The sequence below is a fragment of the Actinoallomurus sp. NBC_01490 genome (genome assembly GCF_036227085.1).
Taxonomy (GTDB): Bacteria; Actinomycetota; Actinomycetes; order Streptosporangiales; family Streptosporangiaceae; genus Actinoallomurus; species Actinoallomurus oryzae.
Window position 1 is genome coordinate 921629 of sequence record NZ_CP109433.1, and the last position, 13494, is coordinate 935122.

Here is a 13494-nt window from a genome sequence, read left to right on the forward strand (position 1 = left end):
GTCAGATCGCGCGGAGGGCGGGCGCGCCGGCCCGTGCCTCACGGGCCACGGTGTCCAAAGCCTCCTGCGACACGGGGTCGGCGGCGCGGTAGACGACCATCCGCAGGCTCTCGTCGCCCAGCGGGGTCAGCACGTCGAACTCGATGGACAGCGGACCGATGCGCGGATGCACCAGCGCCTTGGTCCCGTGAGCGTTCACCTTGACGTCGCGGCGTTCCCACAGCCGGGCGAACTCCTCGCTCTCGGAACGGAGCCGCTCGATCAGGTCCGCGAGTGCGGTGTCGTCGGGGTGCGCGGCCCAGGCCGCGCGCAGGTCGGCGATGCCCTCGCGGATGATGTCCTCCCGGTCGCGGTAGAAGTCCGCGAACGCCGGATGCAGCACGCAGAGGTACATCGTGTTCCGCTGGTCGTCCGGCAACTCGGGGAAGTCGAGCATCAGCCAGGCCATCTCCGGGTTCCACGCGACGATGTCGAAGCGGTGATCGACCACCATGGCCGGCAGCGGCGAGAGGGCGCCCACCAGCGAGGACAGCCATCCCGCGTCGTCGCCGGAGGTCCTGCGGCCCGCCGACCAGTGCCGGGTCAGGTCGAACAGGTACGCGCGTTCGTCGTCGCTCAGCCGCAGGGCGCCCGCGAGCGCGTCGAGCACCTCCGGTGAGGGCCGCAGCCCACGGCCCTGCTCCAGCCGGATGACGTAGTCGACGCTCACCGCGGCCAGCTCCGCGACCTCCTCCCGGCGCAGACCGGGGGTACGGCGCGTGCGCCGGCGCTGCGGCAGGCCGACGTCGTCGGGCGTGAGCCGCTCGCGCCGCGTCCGCAGGAAGACCCCCAGCTCATGTGCCACGTCGACCGTCTCGCTCATGAGTCCGAACTTACCTGGGAGCGCCAATCCCATGATGCTTCTTCCCTTACGCCCGCTTTCGCGCCCGGCGCAGGCTGTACGCGACGGCTCGGCCGACGGCCGGGCGAACCGACTTTCACGAAGGGGACACACCGTGTCTGGATCATTGGACACCTACCGCCTGCTCGGTCGTTCGGGCCTGCGGGTCTCACCGCTGGCACTGGGCACGATGACGTTCGGCTCCGACTGGGGCTGGGGCGCCGCGAAGGACGAGGCCCGCCGCATCTTCGACACGTACGTCGACCGGGGCGGCAACTTCGTCGACACCGCGAACCAGTACACGAGCGGCACCGCCGAGCGGCTGGTCGGGGAGTTCGCCGAAGACCGCCGCGACAGCCTGGTGATCGCGACCAAGTACACCCTGACGTCGCGGCCCGGCGACCCGAACTCCGGCGGCAACCACCGGAAGAGCATGGTCCGCTCGGTAGAGGACAGCCTGCGCCGGCTGCGGACCGACTACATCGACCTGCTCTACCTGCACGCGTGGGACTTCACGACGCCGGTGGAGGAGATCCTGCGGGCCATGGACGACCTCGTACGGTCGGGCAAGGTCCTGTACGTCGGCATCTCCGACACACCGGCCTGGCAGGTCTCGCGCATGCAGACCATCGCCGACCTGCGCGGCTGGTCGCCGCTGATCGCGCTGCAGATCGAGTACAGCCTGATCGAGCGGACCGTCGAACGCGACCTGATCCCCATGGCCGGTGAGATGGGGCTCGGCGTCATCCCCTGGTCGCCGCTGGGCAGCGGCGTGCTGACCGGCAAGTACACCCGGGACGACCTGGACCACGACGGCGGCTCGGCCTCCGCCGTGGGGACCCGCAAGAACGTCGCCGCCGCCAACGGCTCGCTGACCGAACGCGGGCTGGCCATCGCGGACGTGGCCGGGAAGGTGGCGAGCGACCTCGGGGTGACGGCCTCACAGGTCGCCCTCGCCTGGACCCTGCGCGACCGGCGGGTGACGGCGCCCATCATCGGCGCGCGGACGCTCGGCCAGCTGGAGGACAACCTCGGCGCGCTCGACGTGGACCTTCCCGGCACCGCCCTGGCCGAGCTGGACGAGGCCAGCGCGATCGAACTCGGCTTCCCGCACGAATTCCTCAACCGCCCGATGACCCGCAATGTCACCTTCGGCGACCTGAAGATCGAGACGGCCGCACACCGATGACCTGCGGAGCGGCGGCAGGGTCGACGGCTCCCCGGGCCAGGGGAGCCGTGACGGTCGTCAGTCGATGCGCCAGGTGTCGCCGCTGCCGAGCAGGGCGGCGAGGTCGCCGGGGCCCTGCTGGGCGACCGCCTCGTCGAGCTGCTCGCGCATGAGCTGGTCGTATGTCGGGCGCTCGACCTGGCGGAAGATGCCGATCGGGGTGTGCTCGAACGCCGGCGAGTCGAGCCGGGACAGCGAGAACGCCAGCGACGGGTCCTCGGCCTTCGCGTCGTGCACGAGGATGTCCGGTGCGTCGGCGGAGACGACCTCGATCGCGCCCGACGGCGTGCGGCGCAGGGCCTTGTCGCGCTCGGCGCCGAACACGATCGGCTCGCCGTGCTCCAGCCGCACCGTCACGTCGTCGCGCCGCGCCGGGTCCTTCAGCGGCAGGAACGCGTCGTCGTTGAAGATGTTGCAGTTCTGGTAGATCTCCACCAGCGCCGTGCCGTTGTGCTGGGCCGCCGCGCGCAGCACCGACTGCAGGTGCTTGCGGTCGGAGTCGATCGTGCGGGCCACGAACGAGGCCTCGGCGCCGATCGCCAGCGAGATCGGGTTGAACGGGGCGTCCAGCGACCCCATCGGCGTCGACTTGGTGATCTTGCCGACCTCCGAGGTCGGGGAGTACTGGCCCTTGGTCAGCCCGTAGATCCGGTTGTTGAACAGCAGGATCTTGAGGTTGACGTTGCGGCGCAGCGCGTGGATCAGGTGGTTGCCGCCGATGGACAGCGAGTCGCCGTCACCGGTCACCACCCACACCGACAGGTCGGGTCGCGAGGAGGCGAGCCCGGTCGCGATCGCCGGCGCGCGGCCGTGGATCGAGTGGATCCCGTAGGTGTTCATGTAGTACGGGAACCGCGAGGAGCAGCCGATGCCGGAGACGAACACGACGTTCTCCCGGCGGAGCCCCAGCTCGGGCAGGAAGCCCTGGACGGCGGCGAGGATCGCGTAGTCACCGCACCCCGGGCACCAGCGGACCTCCTGGTCGGTCTTGAAGTCCTTGGCGGTCTGCCGCTCGGGGTCCTTGGGGACGAGGGCGAGGGGATCAATCATGAGTCGATCACATCCTGCAACGCTGTCTGGAGCTCTTCGGCCTTGAAGGGCAGGCCGCGTACGCGGTTGTAGCCGATCACATCGACGAGGTAGCGGCCGCGCAGCAGCAGTGCCAGCTGGCCGAGGTTGATCTCCGGGACCACGACCTTGTCGTAGGAGCGGAGCACTTCTTCGATGTTGGCCGGGAACGGGTTGAGGTGCCGCAGGTGGGCCTGGGCGATCCGGCCGCCGGCGGAGCGGACGCGGCGTACCGCCGCGGTGATCGCGCCGTACGTGCTGCCCCAGCCGAGCACCAGCACCCGCGCGTCGCCCGACGGGTCGTCGACGGCCAGCGGCGGGATGTCGCGGGCGATGCCGTCGATCTTCGCCTGGCGAAGCCGGACCATGAGGTCGTGGTTGGCCGGGTCGTAGGAGATGTTGCCGCTGCCGTCGGCCTTCTCGATGCCGCCGATGCGGTGTTCGAGGCCGGCGGTGCCGGGGATCGCCCACGGCCGGGCGAGCGTGTCGGGGTCGCGCTTGAACGGCTGGAAGTCCTCGCCCTCCACGGCCTCGGCGAAACCGGGCGTGATCTCGGGCAGGGAGTCGACGTCGGGGACCTGCCACGGCTCGGAGCCGTTCGCCAGGTAGCCGTCGGACAGCACGATGACCGGCGTGCGGTACTTCACCGCGATGCGCGCGGCCTCCAGCCCGATCGCGAAGCAGTCGGACGGCGTGCACGGCGCCACGACCGGCACCGGCGCCTCGCCGTTGCGGCCGTACATCGCCTGCAACAGGTCGGCCTGCTCGGTCTTGGTCGGCATGCCGGTGGACGGGCCGGCCCGCTGCACGTCGATCACGATCAGCGGCAGCTCGGTGGCGACGCCCAGGGCGATCGTCTCGCTCTTGAGCGAGATGCCGGGCCCGGACGTGGTCGTGACGCCCAGCGACCCGCCGAACGACGCGCCGAGCGCGGCGCCGACGGCCGCGATCTCGTCTTCGGCCTGGAACGTCCGGACGCCGAACCGCTTGTGCTTGGACAGCTCGTGCAGGATGTCGGACGCCGGCGTGATCGGGTACGACCCGAGGAACACCGGCAGCCCCGACCGGCTGCCGGCGGCGACCAGGCCGTACGCCAGCGCCATGTTGCCGGAGATGTTGCGGTAGAGCCCCGGCGGCAGCGTCGCCGGCTTGACCTCGTACGACACCGAGAAGGACTCGGTGGTCTCGCCGTAGCTCCAGCCCGCCTGGAAGGCCGCGATGTTGGCCTTCATGATCTCGGGCTTCTTGGCGAACTTCAGCTCCAGGAAGCGCACGGTCGCGTCCGTCGGCCGGTGGTAGAGCCAGGACAGCAGCCCGAGGGCGAACATGTTCTTGGCCCGCTCGGCGTCCTTCTTGGAGATGTCGAAGTCTTCGAGCGCCTTGACGGTCATCGACGTCAGCGGCAGCGAGTGCACGCGGTATTCGTCCAGCGACCCGTCCTCGAGCGGGCTCTCGGCGTACCCGACCTTCGTCAGCGCCCGTTTGGTGAACTCGTCGGTGTTGACGATGACGTCCGCGCCGCGCGGCAGGTCGGCGATGTTGGCCTTGAGGGCGGCCGGGTTCATCGCGACGAGCACGTTGGGGGCATCGCCCGGGGTGACGATGTCGTGGTCGGCGAAGTGCAGCTGGAAGCTGGAGACACCCGGCAGGGTGCCGGCCGGCGCACGGATCTCGGCGGGGAAGTTGGGGAGCGTCGAGAGGTCGTTGCCGAAGGCCGCCGTTTCCTGGGTGAACCGGTCGCCGGTCAGCTGCATTCCGTCGCCGGAGTCACCCGCGAAGCGGATGATGACGCGATCGAGTTGTTGGACCTGCTTGGTCACGGAGCAAGACCTCCTCGACGAGCAGCGCCTCTCCGGTGGGAGGGGTCCGTCTCCGAAGCGCTACTTAGGCTTACCTTCATGCTACGTCCCGGGTGCGATGGTCGGTCCCGTCTGCGCGGGCTGCCGGGCGCGGGACAGGAGAGATCGTGCGCACCCTCGTAACTCCCGCCCCTTGCCCATCGAGTCGGTTCCCCGCCGCGGCGGGGCGCAAGCATGCCGGGCGCGGTTCTCGGGGATCCGAGGCCCGGAACAGGGGTCACGTGCGGAACTGTCACGTGCGGAACTATAGGTCGCGGCGCTGAAGTATCGCTTGAGCGGGCGCGGCCGGACGCGGGCCCATGCCCGTGCCCGGCCGCGAGCGGTCAGCCGCCCTGCTGCTCCTGCTGCAGCTTGGTGAGCAGCTCATTCACGTCGCTGCCGGAGTTCACCGTGGCGTCGAAGGTCGAGCTGGCGTGGATGGTGAACCGTCCGTTGTGTGACCGGTACCACGACGTCCACTTGCTGCCACTGGTGCGGCAGGTGATCGTCGTCTCGTGGCTCGGCGTGGTCGTGCCCGTGCCCTTGCACGTCGAGACGGTCGAGCCGGTGCCCCAGAACCTGGCGTTCATCGTGATGTGCACCGAGGCGTCCGAGGTGCCGGTCGAGGAGGGCATCACGCTGCCGTGCACGGTGCAGCCGGACTCGCCGCAGCTACCGAACTGGATCTTGCCCATCGGCAGCATGGTGATGGAGGGGTCGTAGACGTCCTTGAGGTTCTGGACGTCGCTCCGGAGCGCGGAGAAGACCGGCGACATCGCGGCCGAGCCCTCCAGCGGCTTGACGTCCAGGGTGTAGGCGTCGCTGCCCGCGGTGCCCTGGATGCGCAGCAGGCGGTGCGGGCTCTTCTTGGAGATGTAGTAGGTCGTCTCGCCGACCGTCATCTTGATCGCCGGGGTGCTGCCGGCCGGTGTGTTGACGGCCTGTGGGTCGTTCCCGGCCTGCTGGAGGACCTGCGACAGCTTGGCCGGCGAGAAGTCGGCCAGCTTCAGGTCCTCCGCGGAGTCGGGGGCCTTGGCCCACTTGCCGTCCGCCTTGTCGGCCTCGGTCGAGGACTGGCCCTCGGCGCTCCAGAAGCTGGAGTCGGACTTGATGTAGGTCGTGTCGCCGATGTCGACGCGGGAGACCGGCGAGCCGTGGCTGTTGTAGCTGCCCCGGGCGCTGCCGGCCTTGGTCACCGAGAACGTCGCCTGGTTGCCGCCGTACGTGCCGGTGTAGGTCGCGCCGCCCGCCGAGCCGAGGGCGCGTCCGGCCTCCGCCGCCGCCTTGCCGGAGGTCTTCTTCGGGTCGTCGCCGGACCCGCCGCTGACGGCGACCACGACGACCACGACGACGATGAGGGCCAGCACACCGGCGCCGATCGCCAGGAACACCCCGGCGCCGCCCTTCTTGGCCGGCGCGGGCGGCGGGCCGAAGCCGTACGGCTGCGCCGGGCCGCCCCACGGAGGCGGGCCGCCCGGACCACCCGGGCCAGGTCCGACGGGACCACCAGGGCCGCCAGGACCCACGGGGCCGCCGGGGTACGCGGGGCCGGCCGGGCCACCGGGGTAACCGCCGGGCATACCGGGACCGCCCGGTCCGGGCGGGCCGCCCGGGAAGCCGGGCCCCGAAGGACCGCCCGAACCACCGGGCCCGCTCGACGGCCAGCCGGGCGCTGGTGAGGAGTCGGGCTGCCACTCCTGCGTCTCCGGCGGCGGCCACGAGTCCGGCTGCCCGGGCTGTGCTCCCTGGCCGCCCTCTGGACCGTTGCTCATGGCTCCCCCTATATCAACGCCACTTGTCGCCGTGACCTTACGGTTTGCAGCTATGTCCGACAAGTGATGTCGCCGTTTCTGTTACCTGGCGGAGACCGCCCCGCAAAGGGGGACATCATAGGCGCCGCGCGCATTACGCTGATCGCATGCACGGCTACTTCGAGACGTACCTCAGCGTCGTCGTGTTGTTCCTGCTCGGCGGTCTGATCGTCGGAGGCGGGCTGCTGGCCAACCGGTCGCTGCGCCCGCATCGGCCGACTCCGGAGAAGCTCACGACCTACGAGTGCGGCGTCGACCCGGTCGGCGAGGGGTGGGCGCAGTCCTACGTCCGCTACTACGTCTTCGCCTACCTCTACGTGATCTTCGCGGTCGACGCGGTGTTCCTGTTCCCGTGGTCGACCGTGTTCTCCGCCCGGGGCTACGGTTCGGTCACCCTGGGGGAGATGTTCGTCTTCCTCGCCTTCATCGCGGCGGGGCTCGCCTACGCGTGGAAGAAGGGCGTGCTCGGCTGGGTCTGAAAGAATGACCGATATGGGTGTCGTCGATCTGCCGGAGCCCCGCATCGGGGCCGCGAGCAAGCTCGCCCCGAAGCCGATCAAGTTCGTGCTGAACTGGGGGCGGCGATACTCCCTGTGGGTCTTCAACTTCGGCCTGGCCTGCTGCGCGATCGAGTTCATCGCGACCTCGATGTCGCGGCACGACTTCATCCGGCTGGGCGTCATCCCCTTCGCACCGGGGCCGCGGCAGGCCGACCTCATGGTCGTCTCCGGCACGGTGAGCGACAAGATGGCGCCGGCCGTCAAGCGCCTGTACGAGCAGATGCCCGAGCCCAAGTACGTCATCTCCTTCGGCGCCTGCTCCAACTGCGGCGGCCCGTACTGGGACTCCTACTGCGTGACCAAGGGCGTCGACCAGATCATCCCGGTCGACGTGTACGTCCCGGGCTGCCCGCCGCGGCCCGAGGCGCTGCTGCACGGCATCATCCGGCTCCAGGAAAAGATCGCCGCCGAGTCGCTGGGCAGCCGCTACGGCGGGTCGGGCGAGCCCGTCGCGCCGCCGCCGGAGGTCGCGCGCAAGCCGCCCACACCCGCGGTCCTGCGCCGCCCGCTCGTGCTGCCGCCGATGCCCGAGCCGGAGGAGATCGAGGCGGCCGAGGAGCCGACGCAGAGCATCGACCTGCCCGTGGCGGAGTGGGACGCTCTACAGACACAGGACCTGACGTCGCCCGGAGGGGAGTCGCAGGTGAACAAGCCCCCCGCCGAGGAGCCCCCGGACGAGACGGCGTCCGCCGAGACCCAGCGGCTGTCCCCCGTCGAGGAGGTTCCGGAGGAGACCGCCTCCGCCGAGACGCAGCAGTTGTCCCCCGTCGAGGAGGCTCCGGGCGAGACCGCCTCGGCGAAGACCCAGCAGCTGCCTCCGGTGGAGGAGTCTCCGTCGGAGACGACCGAGCGGCTCCCGTCCGTCGAGGAGCCCGGGCCCACGGCCGAAGCCGCGCCCGAGCCGGAGAGCGGCGGCACCGATCGGCTGCCTCCCGCCGAGGATGTACGCCGCGAGGCGGCGGCCTTCGAGGAGACCCAGGAGTTCCTGCCCGGGCAGGAATCGACGCGTCAGGACCCCCTGCCCGCGGTCGAACCCGAGGGCGGGGCCGCGTCGGCGTCGGCCGAGGAGACGCGCCGGGACCTGCCGCCCGCCGAAGAGGTGCGCAAGGCCGCCGAGGTCAGACAGCGTGCCCGCCGGCGGGGCAGAAGGCTGCGGAAGTTCGCCGAACCCCCGCCGGTCGACGCCGTCGACGACCCCGACATCATCCCGGGACTGAGCGATGACGATTGAGCTGTCCGTGGCGTGGTCGCGGCGGTTCGGCGACGAGGTGCACAGCGAGGAGACCTTCGGGCTGCTCACCGTGGACGTGCCGCCGGGGCTGTGGGCCGAGTCGCTGACCTTCGCCCGCGACGACCTGGGCTGCGCGTACTTCGACTGGCTGACCGCCGTCGACGAGCTGGAGGACGGGTTCGCGATCGTGGCGCACGTGTACTCCCTCGAGGAGGGCCACCACCTGCTCGTACGGACCCGGGTGCCGCGTGAGGACCCCCGCCTGGCCACCGCGACCGAGGTCTACCGCGGCGCGAACTGGCACGAGCGGGAGACCCACGAGATGTTCGGCGTGGTCTTCGACGGGCATCCGGGCCTGACGCCGCTGCTGCTGCCCGACGGCTTCGAGGGCCATCCGCTGCGCAAGGAGTTCGTGCTGGCCGCCCGGGTCGCCAAGCCGTGGCCGGGCGCCAAGGAGCCGGGCGAGTCCGGGCACGGCGCGCCGAGCCGCCGCCGCATGATGCCCCCGGGCGTCCCGGCCGACTGGGGTCCGAACGCCACCCCGGAGCGCGCGCCCACGAAACGCATGCCCAGAGAGCGCCCGGCCAAGGAGCCCTCGACCACCGAGAGCCCGGCCCCCGAGGCCCCGACCACCGAGAGCCCGGACACCGAGCGCGCGGCTGAGGAGCGTCCGCCGCGTCGGCGGCGCGAGCGCGGCATCGAGGGCGGCGACGATGTCTGACCTGGCGATCATCGCGATCAAGCTCGTGCTGGTCGTGGTGGCGTTCCTCGTGCTGCCGCTGGTCGTCGGGCAGGTCGAGCACAAGGCGATGGCCCACATGCAGGGCCGCCTCGGCCCGATGTACGCCGGGGGCTTCCACGGGTGGGCCCAGCTGGTCGCGGACGGCGTGAAGTTCGCCCAGAAGGAGGACGTCGTCCCGGCCGCGGCCGACCGCCGGATCTTCAGCCTCGCCCCGGCCGTGGCGCTCATCCCGTACCTGGTCGTGCTCATCGTGATCCCGGTCGGGCCGCACGGCCAGGTGGGCGTGTCCCTCGACCCGGGCCTGTTCTTCGCCCTGGCCATGATCGGGGTGGCGGTGCTCGGCGCGCTGATGGCGGGCTGGTCGAGCGCGAACAAGTACAGCCTCCTCGGCGGCATGCGGGTGGCCGCCCAGCTGCTGTCGTACGAGCTGCCGATGGTGCTGGCCGCCTCGTCGGTGGCGATGGCCGCGGGCACGCTGAACCTCTCGCGGATCGTCGACCACTGGGAGTGGTGGTGGCTGCCCTGGCAGGCGATCGGCGCGGTGGTGTTCTTCGTCGCCGGCCTCGCCGAGCTGCGCCGCCCGCCGTTCGACATGCCGGTGGCCGACAGCGAGATCATCTTCGGCCCGTACACCGAGTACACCGGGCTGCGTTTCGCGTTCTTCCTGCTGGCCGAGTACGCCGGGATCGTGGTGCTGTCGGCGCTGACGACCGTGCTGTTCCTCGGCGGCTGGAAGGGTCCGGTGATGGACACCGAGCTCGGCTGGCTGTGGACGCTGATCAAGGTGATGATCCTGGCGTTCGTCGTCATCTGGCTGCGCGTCAGCTACCCGCGCATGCGCGAGGACCAGCTGCAGAAGCTCGCCTGGGCCGGCCTGGTGCCGCTCGCCCTGGTGCAACTCGCCCTCACGGGCGTCATCAAGGTCGCGATCTCCTAGATCTTCAGGTAGTGCAGGACGGCGAGGACCCGGCGGTGGTCGTCGCCGGACGGCGGCAGGTCGAGCTTGAGGAAGATGTTGGCGATGTGCTTCTCCACCGCGCGGTCGGAGACGACGAGGGTCTTGGCGATCGCCGCGTTGGTGCGGCCCTCGGCCATCAGGCCCAGCACCTCGCGTTCGCGCGGGGTCAGCGACCGTACGCCGCCGCGGCCGGCGTTCAGCAGGTGCCCGACCACCTCCGGATCCAGGGCGGTGCCGCCGGAGGCCACGCGGTGCAGCGCGTCCACGAAGTCGTCGATGTCGCCGACCCGCTCCTTCAGCAGGTAGCCGACCCCGGCCGGCGACTCGGCGATCAGGTCGGCGGCGAACCGCGTCTCGATGTACTGGGAGAACAGCAGGATGCCCAGGTCCGGATGGTCGCGGCGCAGCGCGATCGCGGCGCGCAGGCCCTCGTCGGTGTGCGTGGGCGGCATGCGGATGTCGATGACCGCGGCGTCCGGGCGGTGCTCGGCGACCGCCGCGCCCAGCGCGTCGGCGTCGCCGACGCACGCGACGACCTCGTGGCCGCGTGCGGTCAGCAGGTGCGCCAGGCCGTCCCGGAGGATGGCGGCGTCGTCGGCGATCACAATGCGCATGGCGCCCTTCAGGCGTGCGAGGGGAGTTCGACGGTGACCACCGTAGGACCACCGGGCGGGCTCGAGACGTCGAGCCGCCCGTCCACCGTACGGACCCGGTCGAGCAGACCGGACAGCCCGGAGCCGCCGCCGGGGTCCGCCCCGCCCCGGCCGTCGTCGTGGACGCGCAGGCACAGCCGGTCGCCGTCCTGGGCGAGGGTGAGCCGGATCCGGCTCGCGCCACTGTGCTTGGCGGCGTTGGCGAGCAGTTCGGCGGCGCAGAAGTAGGCGATCGACTCGATCGCGGCGGTGGGCCGCACCGGCAGGGAGATCTCCGTCTCGACCGGTACCCCGGAACGCGCGGCCAGGGTGGTGAGGGCGGTGTCCAGGCCGTGGTCGAGCGCCGGCGGGTGGATGCCGCGGACGAGTTCGCGCAGCTCCTCGACGGCCTCCTTGGCGGTGGCCCGCGCGGTGTCCACGAGCGCGCGTGCGGCGTCGTCGGTGACCGCGTCGCGCACCATCGTGAGCTGCATGGTCAGCGCGATCAGCCGTACCTGGGCGCCGTCGTGCAGGTCGCGTTCGATCCGGCGCAGCATGGCCGCGGCGTCGTCGACGGCGCGGGCGCGCGTCTCCTCCAGGTCCCGTACGCGCTCCTCCAGGCCGCGCCGACCGAGCAGCCACCGAGCCAGCATCCGGTCGGGGACCGTGGCCACGTGCACGGCCCACGGCGCCAGGAACAGCAGCGCCACCCCGCCGACGCACATGAGCGCGCCGTTGTCGAACAGGGTGTGCGAGCCGGGGGCCTCCTGGTTGAGGCCGAGCGCGTTCTGCAGGGGACGGGTGGCCGCGACCACGCCCCAGACCCAGGTGAGCGCGAGGACGTACACCTGGAGGGCGATGACGGGGAGTTTCAGCAGCAGGTAGGCCACCGTGCGCCAGCCGGCCGGGTCGCTGAGCCGCGTCTGCATCCGGCCGAGCGGCCCCGGCGTGGCCACCGGCCGTGCGGGCGCCTCGATCCGCTCGCCGAGGAACCGCCCGGCCAGCCGCCGGTGGAGGCCGCCGATCCGCCGCGCCCCCACCAGCCCGGCCGCCAGCAGCGGAAAGCCCGCAGCGGTGACGGACAGACCGGCGCCGAGCACCAGCATCACCACCACGTACGCGAAGCCGAGAGCGGCCAGCGGCGTGCTGACCAGCACGTACGCGAGTTCGACCCACGCCCGGCGGCTGACCGGCGCCCGCAGGACCAGCCGAAGAGTAGGAGTCATGGGCCGAGCAGGCGGACCCGCGCGTGGTTGAGGCCGCGCAGGATCCAAGGGGTCAGGTACAGGAAGGTCAGCCCGCCGAACACCGCGTGGAAGGCCCAGACGCCCGCGAAGGTCGGCCCGCCCCACGCGTCGCGGTACGAACCGCCCATGCCGATCAGCCAGCGGGCCGGATAGGCGACGTTGAGCGCCACGATCGACCACGCGTATCCGACGATCACCAATGCCGGCAGGTCGAGCGGCAGGGCGAGCAGGCCCCGTAGCCGCCTCATCGGGACCTCGCGGCCGAGGAGGGCCGCGGCGAGCCGGCGCTGGAGCCGCCCGCCGTCGGCGACCGCGGCGAGCCCGGCGAGCGGGGCGAGTAGAACGTAGGCGGTACGGCGCCAGGGCTCGGTGGTGAACGGCAGGCGCCACGGCGACGCGTGGCCGGTCATGGTCATCTCTGGCTTCATGTCCCCAATGCTCGCGAGTGGGCGCTCACCAGGTCGATCGTGCCAGTACGGGAAACGGGGGTGGGGTCAGCCCCACCCTGCGGTCAGCGGATGAACAGGGCGTACTCGGCGATGTCGGAGACGACGGACGGCGGCAGGTCGCATCGCACGGCGACCTCTTCGGCGGAGACGAACCCGCCGCCCTGGCTGCGGGACTGCATGATCCGGTCGACCATCTCGTACGTCAGGCCGGGCAGCCGGCTCAGCACCTCCGGCGGCACGTGGTTGACGTCGATCAGGCCGCCGTCGTCGAACTGCCGCAGCATCAGGTCGGGCCGTCCGATGCACAGCTCACGCGCGAGGACGGGGTCCTCGGCGACGATCTTGCGCGCGGCCTCCCGCAGCGAACGCCGCTGCCGCGCCATGGCGACGACCTGCTCGTTCATCTGCCCGCGCACGTCGGGCCGCGGGTAGACCCGCGGGCGGGCGGACAGCGCGTGGGCCGCGCTGACCCACCAGGTGACGACGAACAGGAGCAGCCCCAGCAGGACGCCGGCGGCGCTCCCGGAACCGAACCCCAGGAACGTGCCGATCACTCCGGCGCCGTACCCGGCCGCCGCGACCCCCAGAGCGGGCGACCGGCGGCGGACCGCGGCGTAGAGGAACGACACGGGAGCGCCGAAGCCGATCGTGACCAGCGGAATCAACGCCCACCCCAGCCCCTCTGTCGGCTGGGGGGCACGGGGCCCCACCGGCGGCCGCATCGGAGGCCGGGGCGACGGAGAAGGCCAGGCCATACTTCGATCGTACGGCGGGACTGGCCGGAAGTGACTCACACCCATTCTGACGGACGTGATGGACCTGAGGTTTCCACGGTCTGCCTGTGACGCGT

At 71.4% G+C, this 13494-nt stretch carries 13 protein-coding genes; 5 read left to right on the forward strand and 8 right to left on the reverse strand.

From position 1 onward, the window contains the following. Window position 1: 1 nt before the first annotated feature. Window positions 2-862 (reverse strand): helix-turn-helix transcriptional regulator, encoded by an 861-nt coding sequence (locus OG417_RS04780; RefSeq protein WP_329250304.1) that lies wholly within the window; start codon window positions 860-862, stop codon window positions 2-4. A 133-nt stretch (window positions 863-995) separates the two neighbouring features. Here OG417_RS04780 and OG417_RS04785 point away from each other — a divergent pair, with 133 nt between their 5' ends. After that, window positions 996-2069 (forward strand): aldo/keto reductase, encoded by a 1074-nt coding sequence (locus tag OG417_RS04785; RefSeq protein WP_329250307.1) that lies wholly within the window; start codon window positions 996-998, stop codon window positions 2067-2069. Window positions 2070-2126: 57 nt separating this feature from the next. Here OG417_RS04785 and OG417_RS04790 read toward each other — a convergent pair whose 3' ends face one another. From OG417_RS04790 to OG417_RS04800, 3 genes are all read right to left on the reverse strand, one after another. Further along, entirely contained in the window at window positions 2127-3158 is a 1032-nt protein-coding gene (locus OG417_RS04790) for a 2-oxoacid:ferredoxin oxidoreductase subunit beta (RefSeq protein WP_329250309.1), read from the reverse strand. Further along, complete coding sequence (locus tag OG417_RS04795; RefSeq protein ID WP_329250312.1) at window positions 3155-4996, reverse strand: 2-oxoacid:acceptor oxidoreductase subunit alpha; 1842 nt, start codon at window positions 4994-4996, stop codon at window positions 3155-3157. Before OG417_RS04795 ends, OG417_RS04790 begins: the two co-directional genes overlap by 4 nt. A 362-nt stretch (window positions 4997-5358) precedes the next feature. Beyond that, the gene (locus OG417_RS04800) at window positions 5359-6786 is read right to left on the reverse strand and encodes a hypothetical protein (RefSeq protein ID WP_329250315.1); all 1428 of its coding nucleotides are present in this window, start codon (window positions 6784-6786) and stop codon (window positions 5359-5361) included. Between the two features lie 146 nt (window positions 6787-6932). Between OG417_RS04800 and OG417_RS04805 the strand changes: the two genes are divergently transcribed. Genes OG417_RS04805 through nuoH form a run of 4 tightly spaced genes read left to right on the forward strand, consistent with a single transcriptional unit; the run spans window position 6933 to window position 10295 of the window. Then, window positions 6933-7304 carry an NADH-quinone oxidoreductase subunit A gene (locus OG417_RS04805; protein ID WP_329250318.1) on the forward strand — a complete coding sequence of 124 codons (372 nt, stop codon included), beginning with the start codon at window positions 6933-6935 and terminating at the stop codon, window positions 7302-7304. Window positions 7305-7317: 13 nt separating this feature from the next. Then, complete coding sequence (gene nuoB / locus OG417_RS04810; protein ID WP_329250321.1) at window positions 7318-8616, forward strand: NADH-quinone oxidoreductase subunit NuoB; 1299 nt, start codon at window positions 7318-7320, stop codon at window positions 8614-8616. After that, entirely contained in the window at window positions 8606-9337 is a 732-nt protein-coding gene (locus tag OG417_RS04815; RefSeq protein ID WP_329250324.1) for an NADH-quinone oxidoreductase subunit C, read from the forward strand. The genes nuoB and OG417_RS04815 overlap by 11 nt, the downstream gene beginning before the upstream one ends. Beyond that, a complete protein-coding gene (gene nuoH, locus OG417_RS04820; protein ID WP_329250327.1) occupies window positions 9330-10295 on the forward strand; it encodes an NADH-quinone oxidoreductase subunit NuoH in 966 nt (321 codons plus the stop codon). The genes OG417_RS04815 and nuoH overlap by 8 nt, the downstream gene beginning before the upstream one ends. Here nuoH and OG417_RS04825 read toward each other — a convergent pair. The 4 genes from OG417_RS04825 to OG417_RS04840 form a co-directional block, all read right to left on the reverse strand. Then, a complete protein-coding gene (locus OG417_RS04825) occupies window positions 10292-10930 on the reverse strand; it encodes a response regulator transcription factor (protein ID WP_329250329.1) in 639 nt (212 codons plus the stop codon). The genes nuoH and OG417_RS04825 overlap by 4 nt on opposite strands. 8 nt (window positions 10931-10938) lie before the next feature. Next, window positions 10939-12174 carry a sensor histidine kinase gene (locus tag OG417_RS04830; protein ID WP_329250332.1) on the reverse strand — a complete coding sequence of 412 codons (1236 nt, stop codon included), beginning with the start codon at window positions 12172-12174 and terminating at the stop codon, window positions 10939-10941. Continuing rightward, window positions 12171-12623 (reverse strand): hypothetical protein, encoded by a 453-nt coding sequence (locus OG417_RS04835; RefSeq protein ID WP_329250334.1) that lies wholly within the window; start codon window positions 12621-12623, stop codon window positions 12171-12173. Before OG417_RS04835 ends, OG417_RS04830 begins: the two co-directional genes overlap by 4 nt. An 83-nt stretch (window positions 12624-12706) precedes the next feature. Next, on the reverse strand, window positions 12707-13309 hold the full coding sequence (locus OG417_RS04840) for a ComEA family DNA-binding protein (protein ID WP_329250337.1): 603 nt from the start codon (window positions 13307-13309) through the stop codon (window positions 12707-12709). Window positions 13310-13494: the final 185 nt, after the last annotated feature.

Excerpts from the sequence above, each read along its gene's own strand:
- OG417_RS04830 (WP_329250332.1), bottom strand. The coding sequence starts at position 12,174 with ATGACTCCTACTCTTCGGCTGGTCCTGCGGGCGCCGGTCAGCCGCCGG.
- OG417_RS04800 (WP_329250315.1), bottom strand. The coding sequence starts at position 6,786 with ATGAGCAACGGTCCAGAGGGCGGCCAGGGAGCACAGCCCGGGCAGCCG.
- OG417_RS04815 (WP_329250324.1), top strand. The coding sequence starts at position 8,606 with ATGACGATTGAGCTGTCCGTGGCGTGGTCGCGGCGGTTCGGCGACGAG.
- OG417_RS04835 (WP_329250334.1), bottom strand. The coding sequence starts at position 12,623 with ATGAAGCCAGAGATGACCATGACCGGCCACGCGTCGCCGTGGCGCCTG.
- nuoH (WP_329250327.1), top strand. The coding sequence starts at position 9,330 with ATGTCTGACCTGGCGATCATCGCGATCAAGCTCGTGCTGGTCGTGGTG.
- OG417_RS04790 (WP_329250309.1), bottom strand. The coding sequence starts at position 3,158 with ATGATTGATCCCCTCGCCCTCGTCCCCAAGGACCCCGAGCGGCAGACC.
- OG417_RS04825 (WP_329250329.1), bottom strand. The coding sequence starts at position 10,930 with ATGCGCATTGTGATCGCCGACGACGCCGCCATCCTCCGGGACGGCCTG.
- OG417_RS04780 (WP_329250304.1), bottom strand. The coding sequence starts at position 862 with ATGAGCGAGACGGTCGACGTGGCACATGAGCTGGGGGTCTTCCTGCGG.
- OG417_RS04805 (WP_329250318.1), top strand. The coding sequence starts at position 6,933 with ATGCACGGCTACTTCGAGACGTACCTCAGCGTCGTCGTGTTGTTCCTG.
- nuoB (WP_329250321.1), top strand. The coding sequence starts at position 7,318 with ATGGGTGTCGTCGATCTGCCGGAGCCCCGCATCGGGGCCGCGAGCAAG.